Origin of the sequence: Sinorhizobium sp. CB7 (genome assembly GCF_041357635.1) — a bacterium.
Lineage (GTDB): Bacteria > Pseudomonadota > Alphaproteobacteria > Rhizobiales > Rhizobiaceae > Rhizobium.
In genome coordinates, this window is the sequence record NZ_JAULLL010000001.1 from 602796 (window position 1) to 628418 (window position 25623).

22 protein-coding genes are annotated in these 25623 nt (G+C 60.0%); 13 read left to right on the plus strand and 9 right to left on the minus strand.

Annotated elements, in window-relative coordinates; genetic code table 11:
- Window positions 1-125 precede the first annotated feature (125 nt).
- Together AAE029_RS02780 and AAE029_RS02785 are read right to left on the minus strand one after the other, a co-directional pair.
- On the minus strand, window positions 126-1460 hold the full coding sequence (locus tag AAE029_RS02780; protein ID WP_371071256.1) for an adenylate/guanylate cyclase domain-containing protein: 1335 nt from the start codon (window positions 1458-1460) through the stop codon (window positions 126-128).
- A 364-nt stretch (window positions 1461-1824) separates the two neighbouring features.
- Complete coding sequence (locus tag AAE029_RS02785) at window positions 1825-3045, minus strand: DUF3095 domain-containing protein (RefSeq protein ID WP_371071257.1); 1221 nt, start codon at window positions 3043-3045, stop codon at window positions 1825-1827.
- A gap of 123 nt (window positions 3046-3168) precedes the next feature.
- Here AAE029_RS02785 and AAE029_RS02790 point away from each other — a divergent pair, with 123 nt between their 5' ends.
- The gene (locus AAE029_RS02790; protein ID WP_371071258.1) at window positions 3169-3648 is read left to right on the plus strand and encodes a class I SAM-dependent methyltransferase; all 480 of its coding nucleotides are present in this window, start codon (window positions 3169-3171) and stop codon (window positions 3646-3648) included.
- 28 nt (window positions 3649-3676) lie between these two features.
- Here the strand turns inward: AAE029_RS02790 and AAE029_RS02795 are convergent, their stop codons facing one another.
- Window positions 3677-4558 (minus strand): FkbM family methyltransferase, encoded by an 882-nt coding sequence (locus tag AAE029_RS02795; RefSeq protein WP_371071259.1) that lies wholly within the window; start codon window positions 4556-4558, stop codon window positions 3677-3679.
- Window positions 4559-4566: 8 nt separating this feature from the next.
- Window positions 4567-6282 carry an adenylate/guanylate cyclase domain-containing protein gene (locus AAE029_RS02800; RefSeq protein ID WP_371071260.1) on the minus strand — a complete coding sequence of 572 codons (1716 nt, stop codon included), beginning with the start codon at window positions 6280-6282 and terminating at the stop codon, window positions 4567-4569.
- A 257-nt stretch (window positions 6283-6539) separates the two neighbouring features.
- Between AAE029_RS02800 and AAE029_RS02805 the strand changes: the two genes are divergently transcribed.
- Together AAE029_RS02805 and AAE029_RS02810 are read left to right on the plus strand one after the other, a co-directional pair.
- Complete coding sequence (locus tag AAE029_RS02805; RefSeq protein WP_371071261.1) at window positions 6540-7634, plus strand: glycosyltransferase family 4 protein; 1095 nt, start codon at window positions 6540-6542, stop codon at window positions 7632-7634.
- Window positions 7624-8397, plus strand: a complete 774-nt coding sequence (locus AAE029_RS02810) for a polysaccharide deacetylase family protein (RefSeq protein ID WP_371071262.1) — start codon at window positions 7624-7626, stop codon at window positions 8395-8397. Before AAE029_RS02805 ends, AAE029_RS02810 begins: the two co-directional genes overlap by 11 nt.
- Here AAE029_RS02810 and AAE029_RS02815 read toward each other — a convergent pair whose 3' ends face one another.
- Both AAE029_RS02815 and AAE029_RS02820 read right to left on the minus strand, forming a co-directional pair.
- A complete protein-coding gene (locus AAE029_RS02815) occupies window positions 8398-8730 on the minus strand; it encodes a hypothetical protein (RefSeq protein WP_371071263.1) in 333 nt (110 codons plus the stop codon). It abuts the gene before it with no gap.
- Window positions 8731-8916: 186 nt separating this feature from the next.
- Entirely contained in the window at window positions 8917-9747 is an 831-nt protein-coding gene (locus AAE029_RS02820; RefSeq protein WP_371071264.1) for an MBL fold metallo-hydrolase, read from the minus strand.
- Between the two features lie 401 nt (window positions 9748-10148).
- On the opposite strand from AAE029_RS02820, the gene AAE029_RS02825 reads away from it, so the two are divergent.
- From AAE029_RS02825 to AAE029_RS02855, 7 genes are read left to right on the plus strand one after another with little or no spacing between them, the layout of a single operon-like run.
- Window positions 10149-11315, plus strand: coding sequence for a transporter substrate-binding domain-containing protein (locus AAE029_RS02825; RefSeq protein WP_371071265.1), 1167 nt, complete (start codon window positions 10149-10151; stop codon window positions 11313-11315).
- Window positions 11312-11920 carry an ANTAR domain-containing response regulator gene (locus AAE029_RS02830; RefSeq protein ID WP_371071266.1) on the plus strand — a complete coding sequence of 203 codons (609 nt, stop codon included), beginning with the start codon at window positions 11312-11314 and terminating at the stop codon, window positions 11918-11920. Before AAE029_RS02825 ends, AAE029_RS02830 begins: the two co-directional genes overlap by 4 nt.
- Window positions 11910-12803, plus strand: a complete 894-nt coding sequence (locus tag AAE029_RS02835) for an ABC transporter permease (RefSeq protein ID WP_371071267.1) — start codon at window positions 11910-11912, stop codon at window positions 12801-12803. Before AAE029_RS02830 ends, AAE029_RS02835 begins: the two co-directional genes overlap by 11 nt.
- Window positions 12803-13723, plus strand: a complete 921-nt coding sequence (locus AAE029_RS02840) for an ABC transporter permease (RefSeq protein ID WP_371071268.1) — start codon at window positions 12803-12805, stop codon at window positions 13721-13723. Before AAE029_RS02835 ends, AAE029_RS02840 begins: the two co-directional genes overlap by 1 nt.
- A 48-nt stretch (window positions 13724-13771) precedes the next feature.
- Window positions 13772-15400: an ABC transporter substrate-binding protein gene (locus AAE029_RS02845; protein WP_371071269.1), complete on the plus strand. Its 1629-nt coding sequence runs from the start codon at window positions 13772-13774 to the stop codon at window positions 15398-15400.
- Window positions 15390-16334: an acetamidase/formamidase family protein gene (locus tag AAE029_RS02850; protein WP_371071270.1), complete on the plus strand. Its 945-nt coding sequence runs from the start codon at window positions 15390-15392 to the stop codon at window positions 16332-16334. The genes AAE029_RS02845 and AAE029_RS02850 overlap by 11 nt, the downstream gene beginning before the upstream one ends.
- A 59-nt stretch (window positions 16335-16393) precedes the next feature.
- A complete protein-coding gene (locus AAE029_RS02855) occupies window positions 16394-18199 on the plus strand; it encodes a dipeptide ABC transporter ATP-binding protein (protein WP_371071271.1) in 1806 nt (601 codons plus the stop codon).
- A 31-nt stretch (window positions 18200-18230) separates the two neighbouring features.
- Here AAE029_RS02855 and AAE029_RS02860 read toward each other — a convergent pair whose 3' ends face one another.
- From AAE029_RS02860 to AAE029_RS02870, 3 genes are all read right to left on the minus strand, one after another.
- Window positions 18231-19592 carry an FAD-containing oxidoreductase gene (locus AAE029_RS02860; protein WP_371071272.1) on the minus strand — a complete coding sequence of 454 codons (1362 nt, stop codon included), beginning with the start codon at window positions 19590-19592 and terminating at the stop codon, window positions 18231-18233.
- Window positions 19589-20047, minus strand: a complete 459-nt coding sequence (locus AAE029_RS02865) for a DUF4126 family protein (protein ID WP_371071273.1) — start codon at window positions 20045-20047, stop codon at window positions 19589-19591. Before AAE029_RS02865 ends, AAE029_RS02860 begins: the two co-directional genes overlap by 4 nt.
- A gap of 207 nt (window positions 20048-20254) precedes the next feature.
- Window positions 20255-20767 (minus strand): protein tyrosine phosphatase, encoded by a 513-nt coding sequence (locus AAE029_RS02870; RefSeq protein WP_371071274.1) that lies wholly within the window; start codon window positions 20765-20767, stop codon window positions 20255-20257.
- Window positions 20768-21336: 569 nt separating this feature from the next.
- Between AAE029_RS02870 and AAE029_RS02875 the strand changes: the two genes are divergently transcribed.
- The 3 genes from AAE029_RS02875 to AAE029_RS02885 are packed head-to-tail and all read left to right on the plus strand — an operon-like array spanning window position 21337 to window position 25462.
- The gene (locus AAE029_RS02875; protein WP_371071275.1) at window positions 21337-22725 is read left to right on the plus strand and encodes a cytochrome c; all 1389 of its coding nucleotides are present in this window, start codon (window positions 21337-21339) and stop codon (window positions 22723-22725) included.
- Window positions 22722-23219 carry a (2Fe-2S)-binding protein gene (locus AAE029_RS02880; protein ID WP_371071276.1) on the plus strand — a complete coding sequence of 166 codons (498 nt, stop codon included), beginning with the start codon at window positions 22722-22724 and terminating at the stop codon, window positions 23217-23219. The genes AAE029_RS02875 and AAE029_RS02880 overlap by 4 nt, the downstream gene beginning before the upstream one ends.
- A complete protein-coding gene (locus tag AAE029_RS02885) occupies window positions 23219-25462 on the plus strand; it encodes a molybdopterin cofactor-binding domain-containing protein (RefSeq protein WP_371071277.1) in 2244 nt (747 codons plus the stop codon). The genes AAE029_RS02880 and AAE029_RS02885 overlap by 1 nt, the downstream gene beginning before the upstream one ends.
- Window positions 25463-25623: the final 161 nt, after the last annotated feature.

Consider the following 25623-nt stretch of genomic DNA (forward strand, 5'->3'; position numbering starts at 1 on the left):
GCCCGTTAAGGCACACTATCTTACCGCAGATGGAGTGTCCAGTTGGCGTCAATGCGCAAGAAAACGACCGCGATCCCCGTCCGTTGACGATCGCGGGCGGTCTCGCAGTGCCCCGATTTGGGGGGTCACTGCATGAATTTTTCCTGCGTCGGACGCTTTGCGTGCTTCTTGGCGTCGCGATGCAGCAGAATAACCTGTTCGGCTTCCGAAAGACCGGTTGCAACGGCTTCCTTGAAGGTTCCCTCGACTTGAACCGTCGAGGCAGTTCGCGGCTTGAGCACGGTAACCTTCTGGCGGACGCCGCGCAATTCCTCTTGCCCAAGCGTCAACCATTCGCCACCGCAGTAGCCGGCGAAGGCGTGGCTCGCGACAATCTCGCTTGAATATTTCTTAGTGAGCGACTGCAGTCGCTCCACTTCGTTTACGGCGGAGCCGAAGGCCGAAAAAGTCAGGCGATCCTTGAGCCCGACATTGCCGAACATCACGTTGCCGATGTGCAGGCCGATACCGTATCGGACGGGGCCGAGCCCTCTATTCTGACGCTCGCCGTTGAGCTCCGACATCCTTGCCTGCGCCTGCTGTACGGCGGCGTAGGCGGACTGGCAAGCGACCTTGGAAGGATCCTTGTGGCGACCGCAGGGATAGACCGCAAGAAAGCCGTCGCCAAGGAAGCTCACAATCTCGCCGCCGTTGCGGTTAAACGGAGCAGCGATGGCATCGAAGAACTGGTTGAGCGTGTCGATATAGGCTTGGCGTCCTTCCTTTTCGGCGACCGCAGTCGATTGGCGCATGTCGCCCATGACCAGGGCGGCGCGGATGGTCTCGCCATCGCCGCGCCGGATCTGCCCGTTCAGCACCCGCTTGCCGGCATCACCTCCGAGATAGGTTGTCAGCATGTTGTTTGCGAGCTTGCCGAGAACAGCGATCTTCGCGGCGACCGCCAGATGGTTCTGCATGCGCAGCAGCGCTTCGATCATATCATCGCTGAAGCCGCTGCGGTTGTCGGTCGACCAGGAGCCCATCATGCCCTGCGCCGTATCGTCACCGAAAGGCTGCACGAAGGCGAGATAATCGGTAACGTTTTCCTTAACAAGGTCTTCGAAAATTGGAAATTCCGGGGCCACGTCCGGAGTGAGGCGGCGACGCAGATGCGGAAGATTGTTGTCGAGCAGATGGTAATAAGGGCTTTGCAGGAAGCGGTCCTTGGATGCGGCATGGCGGTAGCCTTCGATCGTCACACCGCTCGAGCGCCGCCAGGTGAAGCCGAGTGCATCATAAAGCGGATGCAGCATCGAAAAGCTAAGATGGATGCGTGCCACCGGCAGCCCGGAAGCAGCGATTCGCTCGCAGAATCCGCGAACAATATTTTCAAGATCTTCGCCCGCCAGCGCCGAATGCGTGAGCCATTCGGCAACCTTGTCCAGAAGTGTGGCGGAAACCCGGGCTTCGAGCGTATTCATTGCTTGTCATTATCCTTGCAGCCGCATTCAAGTCCCGAACCAACGCCAATACCGTCGCACGATGGTCATCATACGAGGCCAAGGCACCAGATCAGGGTGAACGCACAGTAAAATAGTATCAACAATCGCCGGTCACTACCGGCTTGCGGTCCTGCCCGGCGCAAAAAGTCACGCGGCGCCGAACAAGCATCCCTTCTCGTTTTAATTCTCTTGCAAATTGTCACATAGGCACGACACCAGTCGGAAACAATGCCTTTCGATTGATTTTCATCAGGCAAAAATCCGAATCGGACAGTTGTTTCCTGAGGCGCGATGACAACGAATTGCGGCGCGCCGCTGCGGCGGCGCTCTCGCGGGGCGATGTTCAAAGCGTGATGGCGGCGCCGGCTTCGGTCTGATCAGGGGGAGGTTGCATGTCGCCTTGAGTGGCCGTCTGGCTCCTGCCTTTCAGACGGCTCGCCGCCATTGCATAGCCGCCATCGGCGCCATCGATAAAATGAATGTGATCACGTGACAGCGGCGTGGGTACGAAACAGGTCATCAGGGCCGAGGTCTGACAGTGCAGTCCGTAGCGAGCGACTCCCCGGCCTGCGGAATCCTCGAGGAGCGCTTCGATACGCTGCAGTCGTCCGGCATCGACATCGATTGTCATCTTCAATCCGTCGTCAAATTTGCGGAAATCGGAATTCTCGACGAGATCGTGCCGGTAGTTGATGGCGTCAAACCCCAGGAGCTTTGCCCGGAGCTTCAGCAGCACCGCAAGCAAGCCGATCTGGAAGGCGATCCACAAGCCCTGCAGGAACCGCCTTCCCTTGGGAGCGGTTGCACGCACCTCTCTTCTGATCGCAGCAAGGGAAAACCCCACCTCCGGTCCGTCCAAGGGCACCGGGTGGCCGCCACGACCCTGCTCGCTGGCGATCGCGATAACCGATGTCACCAGATCCTGAAATTCGCCCGAAGGACGTCCTCCGTCCGGCACGGCGATGATCGAGACGATCTCGCCGTTATGAGCCTGGATCGGACTCCAGCGGCAGGAGAGCCCCGTCAGATCCGGCCTGGTGCCGGCGGGTGCGGGATCGATATCGTACTTGCCCGCCTTCATCTGTGCTTCCGCCCAACTGGTACCGCCGCCGGTGAACATCGCATAGGAAACGAAGGGACTGGCTGCATAGCGGGCGACGCGCACGTCGAGACCCTGGGCATGAACATCACGCATGGGAACCAGCGCAACGCGCAATGCGAGCCGAAACTCTTCCCACGCCCAGGTCCTGACGGCCGCAAGCGCCTCGCGCGCCTGGCCCGTCAGTGCGGCCGGCAAGGCGATCAGCGCGCCATCGCCGCCGAATACGAAAGGATAGTCGCCCTTGTCGACTGCGTTGAGGACGGCGGAAATGACGCTGGCGCCCGCCATGTTGACATCCTTGTATCGGCCCGCTTCGATCTCCTTGGTGGAGCCGACAATATCGGCAAGCGCCAGAACCCAGCCTTCCGGCAGAGGGCGATAATTATCGCTGTCGGCAACTCCCTCGAATTGCGTGAGAACCGGCAGTGAGTTGAAAAAATTATCGTCGGCAGCATAGTCCATGGCGGCAGTCTATCACAGACCCTCAAGATTGCGGCAACGGCATTTTACCGGTGCCGAGGTCGACTTCACAAGCGGCGGCGTGATAAGCGAAGCGCCGCTATTGCTATTAAGAACGGAATACGTATGAGCCGCCTGGACAGTTTCATTCGTCGCCTGACCGCCCAGCGCGATGTTCTCAATGCGATTCGGGACACCGTGATCAAGATGGAAGGTCCCATACTGGAACTCGGTCTCGGCAACGGGAGGACCTACGATCACCTGCGGGAGCTCTTTCCGGAACGACGAATCATTGCCTTTGACAGGGAGATCCGATCCTTCAGCGCCTCGACGCCGGAACCCGAGAACCTGGTCGTCGGCGAGATCCGTAAAACGGCCGAGGCCTATGTCGGCATCGGCGCAGTACTTGCTCATGCCGATATCGGCACCGGCCATGACGATATCGACGCGGTGACGCTGACATGGCTGCCGCAATTGACGGCCGGCGTTCTTGCCCGAGGCGGCATCGCCGTCAGCGGACTTCCGCTTGTGCGTCCCGAGCTCGATCCTCTGCCACTGCCGCCAACCGTCACTGAAGGGCGCTACTTCCTCTACCGTCGCATCTGAACGCTTTAACGATGGGGTTGCGAATGCTTCAGCGCATGAAAAGGACATCCACCTGATCCTGATCGACCGGGATGTCCTTCACTTTCATGGCGGCTACCCGATCCTCGAAAAAGACCAGGCAATCTTCGTAGAAGCCGGCAAGATAAGCAACGAAGGCGGCCGCTTGTTCGGGACCGTAGAAGACCGGCGTGAATTCCATATGGAGAGGGACCTTGCTGGCCATCAGGTCTTCCATCGAGCGACAGGCGATGGGCTCGTAACCCTCGATATCCATCCATACAAGGCCCACGTCCTCGACTGACACGCCGGCCTGTTCGAGGATTCTGTGCACCGGTCGGACCGGGACGCTGATCCTGTGGTCGTTTTTGCTTTGGCGGATAGCGCTGCTCTTGCCGTGATTGTTGCGATTGAGGAAAAAGTCGATCTCGCCATCGCGGTCGCCTGCGGCGCAGTTGATCAGGGTTACGCTTCCATCGAGCTTGTTCTGAGCGATGTTGGTTTCCAGCAGCGTGAAATTGCGCGGGTCCGGTTCGACGGTGACGATTTGCTGATAGGCTCCGTTCAAGGCGAAATAGACGGTCTGCGTGCCGATGTTGCCGCCGATCTCGAGAAGTACGCTTCCCTTTCGGAGGAGCCCCCTTTCGTCGAGGACGGCAAGCAGCCGGTCGACGTGATCGCGCTCGAACTGTCCCTTGCGGAAGACCTTCCTGCCGATGTAGTCGCCGGGCGCAAAGCTCATGATGTGGTCGCCGCAATCGACGGTCATGGTCAGAACGCGTGGTCCGATATTCTCGATCAGCAAACGGCGGCCGAAGCGCGTGTCGAAGAAACGCTCGGCCATCCTGTTCCTGTATTTGCGGAAAAACCGCGTCCAGAATTTCGCCGTCAGCGGCCCTCTTTTTGCGGCCATTCTCATCCCTATGCGAGCATCTCGCTCTTTTCCTTCGGAACCACGTAGACCTTCAGCGGCAAAGCTCGGCCACGGATGGCGATTTCGTGGCTCTCAATGCCGGAAAAATCGGCGCCGGACAATGTCGCCACCGGTTCCGAGATGACCAATGTTGCATTGAATTCCTTCGCAGCCGTTTCCAGGCGACTTGCGACATTAACCGTGTCACCGATCGCGGTCAGGCTGCGGACGCGTCCGTAGCCGAGCGTGCCGACGATTGCCGGACCGGCATGAATGCCCATCGCGATCCTGAGCGGCACGGCGAGTTCGCCTGCGAGTTCGCGCTCGAGCTTGTCGATTTCCGCAGCGATTTGCGCTGCCGCCTGCAGCGCCTGTCGGCAGCCATCGGCAGGCGTGCCGTTCAGCCCGAAGAGTGCCATCGCCCCATCGCCGATGAACTTGTCGATCCTCCCGCCGGCCTGCTCGATCGCCTTGCCGACAATGGCGAAATAGCGGTTGAGGAGGAAGACGATATCGAAGGGAAGCTGGGTTTCGGTCAGTGTGGTGAAGTGGCGGATGTCGCAAAAGAGGACTGCGATTTCCCGTTCCCGGCCGGGGCTTGCTTCCTGGCTATATTCCGGGATCAGACCCTCCGTTACCGGTGTCAGGAGCGGCACGACGCTGAGATTATGTGTTGGACGTAGTTGACAGGCAAGCCGGACCCCAGGCCCCGCGCCAATCCTCTTCAGGGTCGTCTGCTCGATCGGCTTGGCAATCGGAAGAAACGCCGCGCCTTCGATCACCTGAACGCGGCAGGTAGAGCATTGCCCCTTGCCGCCGCAGACGGAGTAGTGGGACAGCCCGCCGAGCCTGCTGGCTTCGAGAACCGTGAAGCCAAGGGGTACGCGTACGGTCTGGCCGCCGGGATAGCTGACGGCGACCTGATGTGCCCGCTCGCTGAAGCTCCGCCGTGCTCGTAGCAGAATGACGCTCAATACGGCCGCCGAAAACCCGCCGTAGAGAACGGCCCGGATTCCGGCGATCTGAGCGATCGACTGGTTCGAGGTCTGCGGATCGTAGTAGCCATAGCTCTGGATTTCGCCGTAGTAACCGCCGGGATAGCGCGCATGTTCGGGCATCGTTGCAAGCATGCGGCCCATTTCAGCAAAGCCGAGCAATGAAAGGACGGGCAGGAGAACGGCTAGAGCGAGCAGCCATGGCGCCGCAGTCGGATACCAGGGGCGATAGCGCAGCCAGAAATGAACGCCGATGCAGCCGTGAAACCAGACCGCCAGCAATGCCACCGCCTGGCGCACACCGTTTAAGGGGGAGGAGACCCATAGCAGGCGGACGATCGTATGGTAACTATCGGAGTAGCGGTACAGCGAGTGGACGATGCGCGTACCGATGACATGATCGATGAGGAGAAGCGGGATGAAGAGGCCGACAACGATCTGAAGGATCTCGTTTGCCGGCATGACGAGACTGCGCCGCAGATAAAGCGAGCGCAGGACCAGAAAGATATGTACGATGATCGCGCCATAGAGGAGGACGGTTCCGACGGGATTGCGCCAGATCATCATGAACCAGCGCCTGCCTTCCTCGGCTGTCGCTATGGAAATCAGGCCCAGTGCATGATTGGACAGGTGCAGGACCACGAAAACGAAGATGACGAGCCCCGACCCCAGCCGCGCCTTGCGGACGAAACGCTCCGAAAAAATTGAAGGGCGAGCCTGTGTTGTCATCAATTCCGGTTCTTGTGATCCATTCACAGATGCGATGAAAGCAATTTGGCGCCGACCACGATAAGATGACAATCACCATTCCTGCGCAATTCATCTATCCGTGAATCGTAATGACATCGACACTATTCGAATTCTCAGGCGAAATCCGCAATCGCAATTGCAAACAGTCTGTTTACCCTGGATCAATTGGTGGTGAGCCAGGAAGATCGTCGGACACCGGATTTGCACCTGGATCGGAAAGACAGGCTTGAGCTTTGATGCGGATCGCATTCTACGCCCCTCTCAAATCACCCTATAATCCCGTCCCTTCGGGCGACCGGCTGATGGCGCGGCTGCTGATGCGGGCGCTGGAGATTGCCGGCCATACTGTCGAAGTGGCTTCGGAATTCCGCAATTTCGCAGGAACGCCGCAGGCGCTCGCAGATCTTGCGACCGCAGCAAACGGGGAGCTGGAGCGGCTCAGGCATCGATGGACGCATGAGCCACCGCCGGATCTCTGGTTCTGCTATCATCCCTATTATAAATCCCCCGATCCGTTCGGTCCCAGGATCAGCGCTGAACTGAACATTCCCTATGTCACGGCTGAGGCCTCGTATTCGAAGCGGCGCAATCAGATTGGATGGTCGGCATCTCAGGCGCTGGTTGCGCAAGCGGTCCATCGGGCGGCGGTCAACATCTGTTTCACGGAGCGCGACCTCGACGGTCTGCGAGAAAACGTTCCACAGGCGCGCTACGCGCGGTTGAAGCCCTTCATCGACACGGAAGCCTTCGCGAAGATTTCTCCCAATCCGCGTCCATCGCGACTGATGACCGTCGCAATGATGCGCTCCGGAGACAAGTTCGAAAGCTACAGGATGCTCGCAGCCGCGCTGCGGCTGATTCCGGACCGCCCCTGGACCCTGAGCCTGATCGGCGATGGCCCGATGCGCAACGAGGTGAGAGCTTTGTTTACCGCTCTAGATCCCGGCCGAATCGAATGGCTGGGCGAAAGGAGTGCGGCGGAGATCGCCTCGCTGCTTTCGCAGGGAGGCATCTATGTCTGGCCAGGCTGCGGCGAGGCCTATGGACTTGCCTATCTGGAAGCGCAGGCGGCGGGGCTGCCCGTTGTTGCGCAGGCGACCGCAGGTGTTCCGGAGGTGGTCGAAGCGGATATGACCGGTGTTCTGACACCGGACGGCGATGTCGGAGCCTATGCCGCGGCAATCGGCGCCTTGCTTGACGAGCCGGCAAGAAGAGACGCAATGGGCAGGGCTGCGCGCCGCTTCGTGCTGGGAGAGCGCTCGCTTGTCGATGCGGCGAAGAAGCTGGACAGGATTTTGCGGGAGCATATGGATTTTAGATATGGAGAATAATCTGGTTTGGGAGCCGGTGCGCCAGGAGCTTGCCCACTGGGCGGAAGCTGGGCGCACGGCGCAGCTCTGGCTGCGCGATGACGATGCCGTGGAGCCGACCGATGCGCTTGAGACGCTGCTCGCCGTCGCGTCAGCGAGCCTCATCCCGGTGACAATCGCCGTCATTCCTGCTTTTACAGGGGAAGCACTCGCCGCAAGGCTTTCGGATGAAAAGGGCGTCTGTGTTGCAGTCCATGGCTGGTCGCATCGGAATTTTGCCGAGCCGGACGAAAAGAAGCAGGAACTCGGCAGCCATCGGCCTGTTGAGATTGTGCATCGCGAGCTTCGTGATGGATATGTTCTGCTCAAACGGCTACATCCGGCCCGCTTTATTCCCATCCTGGTGCCGCCCTGGAACCGTATCGACGGGGGACTTGTTCCCGGATTGCCGGCGCTCGGTTTCGAGATGCTGTCCGCTTACGGGCGGGCGAAAGGCGACGGTCCGCTCCCCCAGTTGAACACCCATCTCGACATTATGGACTGGCATGGGACGGGCGGAGGCCGCGAAACTGCCGACCTCGCAAGCGAGCTGACTAGGCATCTTGCAGAGCGACGCAAAGGCCAGGACGAGCCGATCGGTGTCCTGACCCATCATCTCGTCCATGACGAGAACGCCTGGACATTTCTGGCAGAGCTTTTCGCCCTCACGGCAATCGACCCCGCCGTGCAGTGGATCTCTCCCGCCGATGCCTGGAAACCCCGGAAAAACTGCTCGTCGGACTGATTAATCGCACTTTTCTTGCATAGCGGTCGCAGCAGCGCTTTTGCCGCCATGCTGCTGTGCAACGACGTCCTGGTCAGACGTGGCCTGATTTGGATTCGTGCCCATCGGCATCGTTCCGCCTTCCTTTTGGGGAGCCTTGCTGGTTGTCGTTAAGCCCTTCTGCCCTTCTTTAGGTACAGTGGCTTCCAATGGGGCATGCGTCCCATCCTTGGAGATACCGCTCCCGGCCTCCTTGTTTACGGATCCGGTTATGTCCACGCAGTCTGCAAAGCTCGGTTGGAATGAGAGTGCTGCCATGCCAATGGCAGTCGCGATCAACGAAGTGAGTTTCATGGCATTTCCTCCTTGTAGCACTGCCCTCTTCTCGTGGCTAACGATGCAGCCCCCTTATGGTTCCCGGGGGTGTCCTTTGAGGCCAACCGGACGTTCAGCATGAGATATTTGCATGCCGATTGCTGCCTTGCTTGCAGTCATGCGCAAGGCTTCGCACCCTATGACAGGTCTGTTTGAGCCTGGAACTTAGAGATCGATGACTTGGCCGTCGCGAGCGGCGAAAGCCCCGGGGAAGGCGGCTTGGGCGTCGTTCTCCAGCTGCTCCATCTGTTCATCCGTCCGCGAGGGGGCGTGATGGAACATGGCGAGCCGCTTGGTACGAGCCTTTTCCGCAAGTTGAACGCCACGCGGCCATGTGGAGTGGCCAAAGCCGCGATAGCGCTGCATCTCGTCTTCCGTATAGGTACAGTCATAGACCGCAAGATCGGCGTCGGCCATCAGTTCGAGCGCAACCGGATCGAGCTTGTCGCCCTCGTGCTCGATATCGTAGACGAGCGCAAGGACACGGCCGTTCCATTCTATGCGGTATCCGATGCATCCGCCCGGATGATTGATCGCAAAAGTGCGGATCCGGATTCCTGGTCGGGGAGAGAACTCATCGCCGGCCTTGAAATCCCGGAAATTCAGCTGGGCCTTGCAGGTATCGGTCCTGACCGGAAACCACGGCGGACTGATGAACTGATCCACGATGTCACGGGTGCTCATGCTGCCGTGAAGATGACCGGACCAGATATTGATATTGATCGCCGGGTTGTAGATGACCTTGAAGAAGGGCAGGCCGATAATGTGGTCGTAATGGCAATGCGTGAAGAGAAGATCGATATCGGTTGCGCCTTCCGCAAGCAGCGCAAGACCCGCTTCCCGCAGACCCGAACCGGCATCGAAGATGAGCTTGTGGTCGCCACAGCGTACTTCGATACAGGATGTATTGCCGCCATAACGTTGGAATTCGAGTCCAGAGACGGGTATGCTGCCACGCACACCCCAAAACTTTATCCGAAACAGATCTTCGCTCATAAGCTCTTCAAACTGGTCTTCCCAATCCCGCCGTCGTCATCACTCTTTTTCATTCCGTATGCGAAGCTCTGCATTCTCGATTTTCCAGGCCGTTCGAAGCCCGCCTCTTTTATAGACGTACAGGAAGTATCCTTTACTAAAGCAAGCGGCTTTTCTCGCATAATGCAAGCCGGCGCGGCTTTTTTTGGTAAAGAGCGCTCCTTTGCCCGCCCACCGGCAAGGATTCAGACGATTTATAGGGCAAATTGCCTAAAAAATGTGAAAGGCCAATATTTATGCAAGCGGCCTTGACTCCTGAAGTCAAAGGTTTTTATGTGATCGCATAAACCGAATTCAGGCAGCTAGGCCTCACCGGGGACGAAAATCCCCAGTGGGGCCTTTGTCGTTATAGGTGGTTGTTCGTGACCAGAAATACAATTCCTGTCGGCGTGCTTTTCTCCAGGTCCGGTCCTTATGCCGATCTCGGGGAGCAGGGCTATGCGGGAGCGCTTGCCGGAATTGCGGCCGTGAACCGCCGTGGCGGTATTCCGTTCCGGCTCGAGGCTGTTTCAGCCGATCCGCAGGGGGCGACGGATCGCTATGCGGCGCTGGCGACCGAGCTCGTCTCAATGCACAAGGTTCAGCATATCGTCGGCTGCACAACCTCCTGGAGCCGCAAGGAAGTCATCCCTTCGCTCGAAAAAACCGGTGCGCTGCTGTGGTATCCGTGTGTTTACGAAGGTTTCGAGGCGAGCGAGAGCGTCGTCTATGTCGGCGCCTGCGCCAACCAGCACGTCCTGCCGCTGCTCGACTTCGCGCTGCCGGCGTTCGGCCGTAACGCCTTCCTTCTGGGATCGAACTATATCTGGGGCTGGGAAACCTGCCGCATCGCCCGCGATATTGTCAGCCGTTCCGGCGGGCAGGTGCTCGGCGAGCGCCATGTTCCGCTGGGCGACACCGATATCAGTCGCATCATCGAGGAGATCCGTCGCAAGAAGCCGGATTTCATCCTCAACTCGCTCATCGGCCCGTCCTCCTACGCTTTTCTTGAAGCCTATCATGCCCTCGGCGCCGTGGACCCGGAATTCGCCCCCGGCCGTCGCCCGGTGCTGAGTTGCAATCTCAGTGAAAACGAGATCATGAAGATTGCGCCCGCTGCCGAAGGACACCTGACGACGGCAACCTATTTCGAGGCGCTGCCGGGCGCGGTGAACGCGGCGTTTCTGGCAAGCCTTGGCGAAGACACGAAGGCGGCGGGCATTTCCGCCTTCTTCGCCCAGGCCTATGCGAGTATTCTGCTGATTGCGGCCGGTCTCGAAAGAACTGCGCAGGGAGCGGCTATGGAGGTGCTCGATGCGGTGAAGGACGATGGTATCGAGACGCCGCTCGGTCCTCTGAAGGTCGATGCGCGCAACAACCATATCCACGTGCCCGCCCATATCGCACGGGCGACTGCGGACGGACGCTACGAGATCATTCGCGAGGGGTCCGACGCCATCGTGCCTGACCCTTTCATGACACATGCAGTCCTTGTGGTTCCGGGAACCGGCACCGCGCCGGCAAAGCCCATCTTGAGGATCGTCAAATGAGCAACGGCTTCATGACACCGTCCTTCGAGGGTTTCCGCGCCCTCATCCTGCACCGCGAGCATGCCAATACCGAAGCGCTGGAGCGGCAGTTTGCCCGCATCGGCGTCAAGGCGGCGACCTTCTGGCCGGAGATTGCGCCGGAGTGCAATTTCGCCGACTTCGATATCCTGCTCTTCGACGCCGACATGGGCTATGACGAGCAGTTTCCCTGGTCGGTTGGGGACGCACCGATCCCCACCATCGCATTGATCGGCTCGGAAGCGCCGGGACGCGTTACATGGGCGGTCAGCCACGGAGCGGATGCGCAACTCCTGAAGCCGATCGGCAGCTCCGGTGTCTATTCGGCTCTCGTCATCGCGACCCATGCCTTCAGGCGCCGCAAGGCGCTGGAAGCACAGGTCGCGACCCTTGGCGAACGGCTGGCCAACCGTGAGAATCTTGCGGAGGCAACGGCGCTTCTCATGGTCCGTCACGGTATCTCCGCCGGGAACGCCTATGCCTCCCTCCGCCGCATGGCAATGGAGGAGCGGTGCACGCTCGACGAGATCGCGCGATCGATCCTGAATGAAACGAGAGCCGGGAACGGAGAGCGTCATGGCGGGTGAAGCAGCGATAGCTGGCAACATCTCGCCGGCACGATTCAGTATCTGGCGGCGCCTTGCCAGGCGCAAGCTTGCGCTCTTCGGGCTTTTCATAATCGCCGTGATCGTGGCGCTGGCGGTTCTCGCACCTTGGGTCGTCCCCTATAATCCGGACGAGCAGTTTTTCGACGGGCTGACGCTGGAAGGCGCGCCACTGCCGCCGAATGCCCAATATTGGTTCGGCACCGACCTTGTCGGCCGCGATCTCCTAAGCCGGATGATCTATGGAGCGCGCACCTCGCTTGTCATCGGCGTTGTCGCCAATGGCGTGTCGGTCCTGATCGGCGCGATCATCGGGATAACGGCTGGTTATTTCCGCGGCTGGGTCTCAACTGTTCTGATGCGCTTTACCGACTTGATGATGGCCTTTCCGGCGCTGCTGCTGGCGATCGTGCTCGCTGCGATCTTCCACCCGAGCCTCTTCATCGTCGCGATGGTGATCGCGATGGTGAACTGGGTTCAGGTCGCCCGTGTACTTTACACCGAGACGCGATCGCTCGCTGAACGGGACTTCATCGATGCCGAGCGGGCGCTCGGAGCGGGCGCGTTTCGAATTCTTGTCCGGCACATCTTTCCGCACCTGACCTCGACCATCGTCGTCTATGCGACGCTCGGAATTGCCACGACCGTTCTGCTTGAGGCGACGCTCAGCTACCTCGGGATCGGCGTGCAACCGCCGACTGCCTCCTGGGGCAACATCATCTTCGAGAACCAGACCTATTTCACCTCGGCACCCTGGCTCGTTTTCATTCCCGGTTTCGCGATCATCCTGCTCGCTCTCGCCTTCAACCTGGTCGGCGATGCGCTGCGCGACGTTCTCGATCCGACACAGCGGGGACACCATTGATGCTTGCGTATCTCGCCCGCCGTTTCCTGCAATCGATCCTGATCCTGATCGGCATCAGCATCGTCACCTTCGTCCTTCTCTATCTCCTGCCGGCGGATCCGGCGCGGCAGATTGCCGGCCGCAGCGCGACCGCGGAAACCGTCGCCAATATCCGCCGCCAGCTCGGCCTCGACCTGCCGTTCTATCAGCAATATTTCCGCTATGCCCTCGGTCTGCTGCACGGCGATTTCGGTCGTTCATACCTGCAGAAGACGGAGGTCGCCGAACTCATCGTCTCGCGTCTGCCGGCAAGCCTGTTGCTGATGGCCGGCGCCATCACCTGTGAGCTCATCATCGGGATCGCCATGGGGCTCGTCTCGGCGCTGAAGCGAGGCTCCGCCATCGACAACAGCCTGATGCTGATCTCCTTCGTCGGCGTTTCGGCGCCGCAATTCGTCATCGGCATCATGATGCTTTATGTCTTCGCGGTACTGCTCGGCTGGTTCCCGATCGGCGGCTATGGAAGCTTCAAGCATCTCGTGCTGCCGTCGCTGACGCTCGGAATCCTCGGTGCCGGCTGGTACGCCCGCATGATGCGTTCCTCAATGCTCGATGTGCTGCGCCAGGACTTCATCCGCACCGCGCATTCCAAGGGGCTGGCGCGGGCGACGGTCCTTTTTCGCCACGCGCTGCCGAACGCCATCCTGCCCGTTATCGCCATGATCGGCATCGATATCGGCATGTTCATGTCGGGCATCGTCGTCGTCGAAAGCGTCTTCGGATGGCCGGGTATTGGCCAGCTTGCATGGCAGGCCATCCAGCGCGTCGATATTCCGATCATCATGGGTGTCACGCTGGTGTCGGCCTGCGCCATCGTGATCGGCAACCTCATCGCGGACCTGATCGCCCCCATGATCGATCCGCGCATCAAAGTCCGCTGATCGAAGTGGAGAAGAAATGAAGCAAGAACAGACCAGAGGAGAGAACAAATGCGCAAGAGATTTCTAACCGGAGTGGCCGCCTTGGCCATCGCCGCGGCCAGCTTGGGGCTGGCCCATGCCGAAGACACCATCAAGCAGGGCGGCTCCATGGTCGTCACCTACAAGGACGATGTCTCGACGCTCGACCCGGCGATCGGCTACGACTGGCAGAACTGGTCCATGATCAAGAGCCTGTTCGACAGGCTGATGGACTACGAGCCGGGAACGTCGACGCTGGCGAAGGACCTCGCCGAGGACTATACGATCTCGGAAGATGGCAAGACCTTCACCTTCAAGCTACGCAAGGGTGTGAAGTTCCACAACGGCCGCGAGATGACGGCAGACGACGTCAAATATTCGTTTGACCGCGTCACCAATCCACAGACACAGAGCCCGGGTGCCGGCTTCTTCGGTTCGATCAAAGGCTTCGACAAGATGGCCGACGGTTCTGCCAAGACGCTGGAAGGTGTCACGGTCGTCGATCCCTACACAATCAAAATCGAGCTTTCTCGGCCCGATGCGACCTTCCTGCACGTCATGGCGATCAACTTCGCCTCGATTGTTCCGAAAGAAGAGGTCGAGAAGTCGGGTGCCGATTTCGGCAAGCATCCGGTCGGAACCGGCGCCTTCAAGCTCGCTGAATGGACGCTCGGCCAGAAGCTCGTCTTCGAGCGCAACCAGGATTACTGGCACAAGGGCCTGCCGAAGCTCGATCAGATCACCTTCGAGATCGGCCAGGAGCCGGTGGTCGCACTGCTGCGCCTGCAGAAAGGCGAGGTCGACATTGCGGGCGACGGAATCCCGCCCGCAAAGTTCCTGGAGGTCAAGAACGATCCGAACTATTCCAAGCTGATCATCGAAGGCGGCCAGCTTCATACCGGCTACATCACCATGAAGACGACGATGAAGCCCTTCGACAATGTGAAGGTGCGTGAAGCCGTCAACATGGCGATCAACAAGGAGCGCATCATCCGCATCATCAACGGCCGCGCCGTGCCGGCAAACCAGCCTCTGCCGCCCTCAATGCCGGGATATGCCAAGGACTACGCGGGTTACAAATATGACGTCGAGGGAGCAAAGAAGCTGCTCGCCGACGCAGGCTATCCGGACGGATTTACGACCGAGCTCTATGTCTACAACACCGATCCGCAGCCGCGTATCGCCCAGGCGATCCAGCAGGATCTCGCCGCCGTCGGCATCAAGGCCGAGATCAAGGCGCTTGCCCAGGCGAACGTGATCGCTGCAGGCGGCGAGCCGGATCAGGCGCCGATGATCTGGTCGGGCGGCATGGCCTGGATTGCCGACTTCCCGGATCCGTCCAACTTCTACGGTCCGATCCTCGGCTGCTCGGGCGCGGTCAAGGGTGGCTGGAACTGGTCCTACTACTGCAACAAGGATCTCGATGCCCGTGCTGCGGCGGCCGACTCGATCGTCGATCCGGCCAAGAAGGCGGAGCGTGAGGAAGCCTGGCGCTCGATCTTTACCGACATCATGAAGGATGCGCCCTGGGTGCCGGTCTTCAACGAGCAACGCTTCACGATCCGCTCCGAGCGGCTCGGCGGTCCGGATGCGATCTTCGTCGATCCGGTCCACATCCCCATCCACTACGATCAGGTTTACGCCAAAGATGTGCAATAACTGCAACTATACCATCCACGGCGCGCATCATCATTTCGGGTGGGACCGTTCGATCCCGCCCGTCGAAAAGGTGGCGCCAGGCTCGAAGATCCATTTTGAATGCAGGGACAGCGGCAGCGGTCATTTCAAGCCCGAAAGCACCGTTGCGGACGTCTCCACGCTGGACTTCTCCAAGGTCAACCCGGTGACGGGCCCGATCTATATCGACGGGGCTAAGCCCGGCGATGCGGTGAAGGTGACAATCCATGATTTCGAGCCCTCAGGCTTTGGCTGGACGGCGAACATTCCGGGCTTTGGCCTGCTCGCCGACCAGTTCACCGACCCCGCACTGCTGCTCTGGAAATACAACGCGTCGACCTTGGAGCCGGCGCTATACGGAAAGCACGGCAAAGTACCGCTGAAGCCCTTTGCGGGAACCATCGGTCTTGCGCTTGCGGAGCCCGGCCTGCACTCCGTCGTGCCCCCGCGTCGTGTCGGCGGCAACATGGATATTCGCGATCTGGCGGCCGGTTCGGTGCTTTACCTGCCGGTCGAGGTTGAAGGCGCGCTGTTTTCGATCGGTGATACGCATGCCGCCCAAGGGGACGGCGAAGTTTGCGGAACTGCGATCGAAAGCCAGATGAACGTCACCGTGACGCTCGATCTGGTGAAGGATGCCAATCTCTCCATGCCGCGTTTCACGACGCCCGGACCGGTCACTCGTCATCTCGACGCCAAGGGCTACGAGGTGACGACGGGCATCGGCGCGGATCTCATGGGAGGCGCCAAGGCCGCCGTCTCGAACATGATCGACCTCATCGGCAAGCAGTACAACCTTTCGGCTGAAGACGCCTACATGCTCTGCTCGGTCTGCGGCGATCTGCGCATCAGCGAGATCGTCGATATGCCGAATTGGGTCGTCTCCTTCTATTTCCCGCGCATCGTCTTCGAATGACGCAACCAGGAGGTCGCATCTCGATGCGGCCTCATCATCTTCGCAACTGAAATGTGCCTATGACCGCTATAGCCGAGACATCTTCCGAAGCACTTCTCTCTGTCCGCGATCTCGTCGTCCAGGTCGCGACGCCCTCCGGGGCGAAGGCCGTGGTCGATCGCCTGAGCTTTGATCTCAGGCGCGGCGAGACGCTCTGCATCGCCGGTGAAAGCGGCTCGGGCAAATCGATGACGGCACTGTCGCTGATGCAGCTTCTGCCGAAGCCGAGCGCTCGCGTCGCTTCGGGGAGGGCACTGTTCAAGGGCCGGGATATCTTCACGCTTTCCGGCGAGGCACTGCGCAAGCTGCGCGGCAGGGAGATCGGCATGATCTTCCAGGAGCCGATGACGTCACTGAACCCCGTGCTGACTATCGGCCGCCAACTTACGGAAGCGATCACTGCACAGAAGGCTCTCGGCCATGCGGAGGCAATGGCCGAAGCAAGGCGTCTGCTAGACCAGGTGCAGATCCCTGATGCGGCGCGCCGGCTCAGCCAGTATCCGCACGAGCTGTCAGGCGGAATGCGCCAGCGCGTCATGATCGCGATCGCACTGTCTCAGGGGCCCGATATCCTGATCGCGGACGAGCCGACCACTGCGCTCGACGTGACCGTTCAGGCGCAGATCCTGAGCCTCATCCGCCACCTGCAGAAGGAACGCGGCAGCTCCGTTATCCTGATTACCCACGACATGGGCGTCGTCGCAGAAATGGCCGATCATGTGCTTGTCATGAAGGATGGCAAGGCGATCGAATACGGCGCCGTCGGAGAGATTTTCGCCAACCCGCGTGAGCCCTATACGAAAATGCTGCTCGACGCCGTGCCGAAGCTCGGGGAAATGAACGGTACCTATGCCCCCAAGCGGGCGAGAGCGGCGGTGGTTGCTGCGCCGACGGCAACAGTACCGAAGGATGACATCGTCATCGATGTCGCAGACCTGACAGTGCGCTTCGACATCAAGGGCGGCATCCTGCAGCGCCCCGTGAGCCGTGTGCACGCGGTCGAAGGGCTGACATTTTCGATCCGCAGGGGCGAGACGCTGGCGCTCGTCGGAGAATCGGGCTGCGGCAAGTCGACCACCGGCAAGGCGCTGATGAACCTGATCCCTTGGACGGGTTCCATCCGCGTGGGGGGCCGCGAGACGAGCGGCCTTTCGCGCGCCGCGATGAAGCCGGTCCTGCGCGACGTGCAAATGGTTTTTCAGGATCCCTATGCCTCCCTCGACCCGCGCTACCGTGTCGGCGATCTCGTAGCCGAACCGCTGCTGATCCATGGAATCGCCAAGGGCCGTGAGCTCAAGGACCGGGTCGAATATCTATTTCGCCGCGTCGGGCTTTTGCCGGAACAGGCGGATCGCTATCCGCACGAATTTTCGGGCGGCCAGCGACAGCGCATCTCCATCGCTCGCGCGCTTTCGTTGTCTCCCAAGGTCATCATCGCCGATGAAAGCGTCTCGGCGCTCGATGTCTCGATCCAGGCGCAGGTGCTGGACCTGCTCCAGGAGATCCAGAACGATACCGGCATTGCCTATCTCTTCATCTCGCACGATATGGCAGTGGTCGAGCAGATCAGCCATCGCGTCGCGGTCATGTATAGCGGCCAATTCGTCGAGGTCGGCACGCGCAGGCAGGTCTTCGAGAACCCGCAGCATGATTACACCCGGCAGCTTCTTTCAGCCGTACCCGTACCCGATCCGCGCCGTGAGCGCCGACTCTACAACGAGAACGCACGCGAGATCAGAAGCCCGATCCGGCCGCTGGATTTCGTTCCGATCTATAACAGGCTCGTCAACATCGGTGAGCAGCACTTCGTTGCCGAAGGCGCTTGAAGAGTTTGCACTCCGAGCGCTGCCTTTGCCGCTATTTCAGATCGCCAAGCAGCGTCGGGATCAGCTCCGACACCGTCGGATGGATTGGTACGGCCCATTGCAATACGGGGTAAGGAGCCTTGGCATTCATCACGTCCAGGACGCCGTGGATCGCCTCGTCGCCTTCGACGCCCAGAATTGCGGCGCCCAGGATCTGCTTTGTGTCGGCATCGGCGATCGCCTTCATGAAGCCTTTCGTCTCGCCCTTCTCGACGGCGCGGCCGACACGGCTCATCGGCCGGGTCGAGATAACGATCCTGCGGCCGCTCGCGCGCGCTTCCTTTTCCGTCATTCCGACGCGGCCGAGGGGTGGGTCAATGTAGAGCGCGTAGCCGAGAATGCGGTCGCTCAGGCGACGGTTCTCGCCGTCGAGCAGATTGGCGGCGAGAATCTCGAAATCATTGTAGGACGTGTGGGTGAAGGCGCCGCGGCCGTTGCAGTCGCCCATCGCCCAAATGCCTGCGACATTGGTTGCGAGCGTGTCGTCGACCGTGATGTAGCCCTTCTGGTCGGTCGCAACACCGGCGGCCTCAAGCCCAAGGTCATCAGTATTCGGCTGGCGACCGGTCGCAATCAGCAAATGGCTTGCCTCTATTTCGGCTCTGCCTGCTCCAACCGTGACGGCGATGCCGTCACCCTTTCTGGCGAAGGCGATAGCATCGGCATTTGTGTGTACGGCAATACCTTCAGAACGAAGAATATCCTCGATTGCCGTCGAGATATCCTCGTCCTCACGCGGCGCGAGTTTCGGCCCCCGCTCGACGATGCTCACCTCGGCACCGAAACGGCGATACATCTGTGCGAATTCAAGGCCGATGTAGCTGCCTCCAATGACGGCGAGATGCCGCGGCAGCCGATCAAGCCCTATGATCGAAGTACTGGTGAGATATTCGATGTCGGTAAGCCCCGGCATGTCGGGAATGGAGGGCCGGGCACCCACATTGAGAAAGATGCGCGGGGCAGTGAGTTTATCACCGTTGACGGTGATGGTCCTGGCGTCCTCGAAGCGCGCGTGGCCTTCAATCAGCGTAAGTCCCTTCATTCCTTTTAACCAGTCCGTTAGGCCGTTGCGGGCATTCATGATGACCGTCTCGGCCCGCGCCTTGACCTTTGCCATATCGACCGCGATATCGCCCGCAATCAGTACGCCATAGTCGCCCCCCACCTTCGCGGCGCGCGCCGCGCGGGCGCTGGCGACCAGGGTCTTCGTCGGCATGCAGCCGGCGTTGACGCAGGTGCCGCCGATAAACTTGCGTTCGATCACGGCGACGGTCATGCCGGCTTCGATCAGCCTGCCGGCCAGGGACGGCCCGGCCTGGCCGGCACCGATGACGATTGCGTCAAAGTTCTTCATGTGATTGCCGCGATCAAGATCGCGCCTCCGATTGCAACAACGTCTTCAATGAGCGCGGCGGGTGCATCCTTGCCGAATGCCGCTGCAAGCTGCTTGCGTGCTGCAGCGCCACCATAGGTTCCGGCGACGGCGCCGATGATACCTGCGATAAGGCCGCCGACGAGCGATCCGCCGGATGCGCCGATTGTCCCGCCGGCAAGTGCGCCAAGTACGATGCGTGCGCCGAATTGTATCGGCACCTTGCGGCTTGGCGTGGAGGGAAGCTGATCGGTGATGAGTTCGACGATCGCCAACAGTGTGAAGATCCAGGGCGTCCAGCGATAGCCCATGAAGGCAAGCGGCGTCTGCGAGACATCGAACCAGCCGAGATAGGCAGCCCATGCGACCGCAGCGGGTGCCGTCATCGCCCGCAGACCCGCGATGATACCAATTAGAAATGCGAATAATAATATCATTGTTGCCCCCATAATCACTCAACCCGATTTTCCAGTCGGAATAATTCGCTGGTTTATTCTTCACTATGTCAAGTGCATCCGCACCGGCCGTCGCGAAATCGTAAGAGTTGTGAAATGCCAAAGCCCGAAATCGGCGCAAGCCAGGCGCTATACTGATGGAGGCTACATCGGCTTCAGCCAAACGCGTGCAGGTATCGGCACACCCTTTTATTCTGATGTTCCCGGCTTCAAACCTGCAATCTGGTCGATCTTGCTTTGCAAGCTCATTCGGTCCAGTGCTTCGAAGGGAAGATTGACGAAGATGCCGAGTCGACGCTCAAGTTCAGTCATCACGCGGGCGAAAGCCTGCTTTTTCTCCCAGTCGGCTCCCTCGGCTAAAACCGGATCGGAGGAACGCCAGTGGGCCGTCAATGGCATTCCTGGCCATTCGGGCAACGGCTCGCCGGCGGCCGTATCGCTCAGTGTAAAGACGAAGTCGAGCTCGCGCGCATCGTGTTCCGCAAATTCGCGATAGTGCTTGGGCCGAACATTCTCTGCAGGCAGGCCGTTTATCCGCATGAGATCCAGGACTTCGGGCTCGATCTCATGCGCCGGGTCGACCGCCGCACTGACCGCATGGAAACGCCCTTTTCCGATCTTGTTCAAAATGGCTTCCGCAAGGATGCTTCGGGCGGAATTTCTCCGGGAAAGAAAAAGGACATGATAAACATTCTTGGTCATAGCTATCCCCTTTGATGGGGCTGAACGGTCAGCGTGCCATCAGCTCGCGAATATCTGCGCGTCTGATGCGCGCCTTGCTGCCATGCAATATCGCCGACGGAGATCCTTTCTCTCCATCGAACGGAATATCCTACCTTGCCGCGGCGGACATGAAGCCATGCTGGATAACCGGAATATGCGGATGCTCGATAACGAAACCAAGAGCAATATCAGTAAGATTTGCGTCAAATACATGACAGGCGATTAGAGCGGGATGCCGAAAAGTGTACGCGGTTTTCGGGCGACATCCCGCTCTAACTTTTTAATTTGGAGACGGATTCAGATTTCAGGGCGATTCGACCTGAAATCATCCGGCTGTAATGCCGCCCGGCGCCGTCGAACGCACGGCGACGGTTTGCTAAATTGTCTCAGCCGTGGGTTTAGCTGAGGCGGGAATGCCTGTCATCGCCTCGCGGCCGGTCAACTTTTTGTAGAAAAAAGAAGAGTCTCCCCGAATTCTTTGGAACCGAGCAGTGCTCACGAGCATTATCGTTAATGCGGTTTGTTCGCCTGGAGGGTTCATACCGGCAATGCGCCCCATTCGATTTCTTTCATCTATTCTCACCTTAATACTGATCCTCGGCCTCGCTTTCTTCGCCTTCTCATGGCGCTCGGAGATCGCGCCCGAAGAGCCCAGCCAGCATGCAAGTTTCGATCCACATCTGGTGGCCGAGGGGGCAAGCCTCGCCGCGGTTGGAAACTGTATTGCCTGTCATACGGTCCCCGGAAAAGAGGCGTTTTCCGGAGGCCTTGCAGTGCCGACGCCTTTCGGGACGATTTATTCGACGAACATCACGCCGGATCCCGACACGGGCATCGGGCGCTGGAGTGAGGCGGCTTTCCGGCGCGCGATGCGCGAAGGGGTGGATCGCGAGGGAGACCATCTCTATCCGGCCTTTCCCTATGATCATTTCACCCGCGTGACCGACGAGGACAATCGCGCCCTCTACGCTTTCCTGATGACACGTGCACCGGTCAAAGCCAGTGCACCGGAAAACGAACTGCCGTTCCCGCTCAATGTCCGGCCCATTCTTGCCGGCTGGAAGATGCTGTTCTTGAAGGGTGGCGCCTATCGGGCGGACCCGAACCAAAGTGATGAGTGGAACCGCGGTGCCTATCTCGCCGAGGGCCTCGGCCACTGTGGCGCCTGCCATACGCCCAGGAACGAGCTTGGCGCAGAAGATGGCAGCAAGCATTTTGCAGGTGGTGAGGCGGAAGGCTGGCAGGCTTATGCGATCAACGCGCAATCCGTGTCGCCCGTGCCATGGGACAAGGATGCGCTCGCCTTCTATCTGCGCCACGGCTGGCATGAGCTGCATGGCGTTTCGCGCGGACCGATGGCGGAAGTCACCGGCAATCTCGGCGGCCTCTCCGACGGTGACGTTAATGCCATTGCGACCTATGTCGCCTCCCTCGTGGGCTCGCCGTCGCCCGAGCGTGTGCAGAAGGCGGAAACCCTCAAGGCTCAATACGGAAACGCGAACGTGGTTCCTGTTTCCAATGGCGAGAGCAAGGACTCTGCCGAACTTGCCGCGCTGCCAGGAGCCGCGATCTATAGCGCTGCCTGCGCGAACTGTCATGACAACGGCCGGCCGCCATATGGCGGTATGAACTTTCATCTGAGTACCGCCGTCAATGCGCCCAATCCGCAGAACATCATCAATGTCACGATGTTCGGCCTGCCGCCTGCGGATGGCGCGGCGAGCGCGATCATGCCGGCCTTCGGCAATGCGCTGAACGACCAGCAGATCGCGGACCTGCTTACCTATCTGCGGAAGCGCTTCACCGACCAGGAGCCGTGGGGTGATCTGACCGGCCTCGTCAGCCGAACGCGGTCCGGCGAACATTTCGTCGCCGTCCGCCCATCCGACGGCATTGAAAGGGCGCCGCTCAACGTCGGCGCGAAGGAGCAGAAATGACCATATCGCTCAGTGTCAACGGACAAAGCCACCAGATTGAGGCGGAACCGGATACGCCGCTTCTCTATGTTCTGCGCAACGATCTTGAGCTCAACGGAGCGAAATTCGGCTGCGGCCTCGGACAATGCGGCGCCTGCACCGTCTTGGTCGACGGGGCCGCCGTTCTTTCCTGCGTCACACCTCTTCTTGCTATTCAGGGCAGGGAAGTCACGACCGTGGAAGGTCTCGGCACGATCGATAATCCCGGACCCATTCAGGCAGCCTTCATCGAAAAGCAATCGGCGCAATGCGGCTATTGCATTGCCGGCATGATGATGAGTGCCGCTGCGCTCCTGAAAAAGAGCAGCAAGCCGAGCGACGATGAAATCCGCACGGCGCTGCGTACCAATCTCTGTCGATGCGGCACGCATATGCGCATTATCGCAGCGATCAAGCGTGCGAGCGAGCTCATGCAATCGGCCGAATTGCCGGCTTCGAACAGGAGCGCAGGCTGATGGACAACCTCATGAAAGAAGAGATCACCCGCAGGAGCCTGCTTGTCGGAACAGGCGCCATTGTCGTCGCATTCTCCGCCGCACAAGCCTTCGGACAGGAGGCGACCCAGCCGCCGACGGCGGCCGAACCGCCCAAACTGCCGGGAAGCCTTGATGACGACCGCTTCCTCGATTCCTGGATCAAAATCGATTCCAGTGGCGAGATCACCGTCTTCACCGGCAAGGCGGAACTTGGACAAGGTATCCGCACGGCGCTGATCCAGGTGGCGGCGGAAGAGCTGAAGTTACAGCCGAACGACATCACGCTTGTCACCGCCGATACCGGCAGAACGGCTGATGAAGGCTTTACTGCCGGCAGCCAGTCGATGCAGAACAGCGGCACCGCGATCCGCAACGCCGCAGCCCAGGTCCGCGAGCTGCTGATTGCCGAGGCCGGTCGCCGCTTCGGCCAGCCCGCCGAGAAACTCAGGGCCGAGAAGAAGGCGATCGTCGGTCCCGAAGGAAAATCGGCAAGCTACGGCGAGCTCGTTTCCGGCCAGTTCCTGCATGTCGAGGCCCAGCCGCAATCGAAACTGACGCCGCAGGCGCTGTTCACCGTCATGGGACAACCGGTCCAGCGCGTCGACATCCCGGCCAAGGTCACCGGTGGCGTTGCCTACGTCCAGGATATCAGGCCCGACGGCATGGTCCACGCCCGTGTCGTTCGGCCGCCGAGCCCCGGCGCTACACTGAAATCCCTCGATTCCGCCCGTGTCGAAGCGATGCCCGGCGTCATTTCAGTTATCAAGGACGGCAATTTCCTGGCCGTCGTTGCCGAAGGGGAATTCCAGGCGATCAAAGCCATGCATGCCCTTCAGCGGTCTGCACAATGGGACGAGCACGAAACCCTGCCCGACGAGGCGAACCTTTGGGCGGTACTCCAGAGCTTGGAGCGGGAAGTCGGCACCGTGGCCGAAGCGGGTGCTCCCGCCTTTCCGAACGGCGCCACTTTCGAGGCAATGTTCACGCGGCCCTACACGATGCATGCATCTATCGGTCCTTCCTGCGGCGTCGCCCATATGAAGGATGACGGAACGATCGACGTTTGGACACATACGCAGGGTGTCTTCCCCGACCGCAAGGCGATTGCTCAGATGCTGGCCATGCCGCAGGAGAAGGTGCGACTCATCCACACCGAGGGCTCCGGCTGCTACGGTCATAACGGGGCGGACGATGCCGCCGCGGATGCTGCCCTGATCGCCACGAAAATCCCGGGGCGCCCCGTGCGCGTCCAGTGGATGCGCGACCAGGAGCATGCCTGGGAGCCCTATGGCCCCGGCATGGTAACCAAGGTTCGCGCCTCGCTCGACGCAAACGGCAAGATCGACAACTGGACTTTCGATGTCTGGAGCAATACCCACGCGACGCGACCGGGCAGCGCCGGCGCGCTGCTTGCGGCACAGCTGAAAGAGAATCCATTCCTGCCTGATCCCGCCAAGATGGTCATCACGCCGGTTGGTAATGGCGACCGCAATGCCGATCCGCTCTATGTCATTCCGAACAAGAAGGTCCTGTGGCATTTCCTGCCGGATATGCCGGTGCGGGTTTCCGCGCTCAGAGGGCTCGGCGCCTACGCCAATGTCTTCTCCATTGAAAGCACCATGGACGAACTCGCCATTGCCGCCAAGGCCGATCCGGTGGAATTCCGGCTGCGCCACCTCCAGGACCCGCGGGCGAGCGACGTCGTAAGGATGGCTGCGGAAAAGTTCGGCTGGGGGCAGGGTGAAATGCCTGCGGGTCACGGCCGCGGCTTTGCCTTCGCCCGCTATAAAAACCACGCAGCCTATCTGGCGATTGCGCTCGAACTCAAGATCGAGCAGGAAACCGGACGCGTTCGAGTTCTGCGCGCTGTTTCGGCTATCGACAGTGGCGAAGTAGTCAGCCTGGACGGCATCCGCAACCAGACGGAAGGCGGCATCCTGCAATCGATCAGCTGGACGCTCTATGAAGGCGTGACCTTCGACAAAACGCGGATCACGAGCACCGATTGGGCGAGCTATCCGATCATGCGCTTTGCAAGCGTGCCTGATAGCATCGAGGTTCATGTGATGGATCGGCCAGGCGAGCCTTTCCTTGGCACCGGCGAAGCGGCACAGGGACCGACCTCGGCCGCCGTCGCGAACGCCATTCGAAATGCGATCGGCAAACGACTGGTCGACCTGCCGCTGACGCGGGAACGCGTGAAACAGGCAATCGGCGCCTGAGCAACAGGTAGGGATAACAGCCTGGGCGGCCGCTGAAATTCACAGCGGCCGCAACTATTTTGGCATTTGCGGCTGCGTGACAACCAATGTCACGGAACTGAAATGAAACTGTCGCAAAGCTGTCATGTGGCGTGCCTAAATGTCGCCTTATTTTTTCAGAA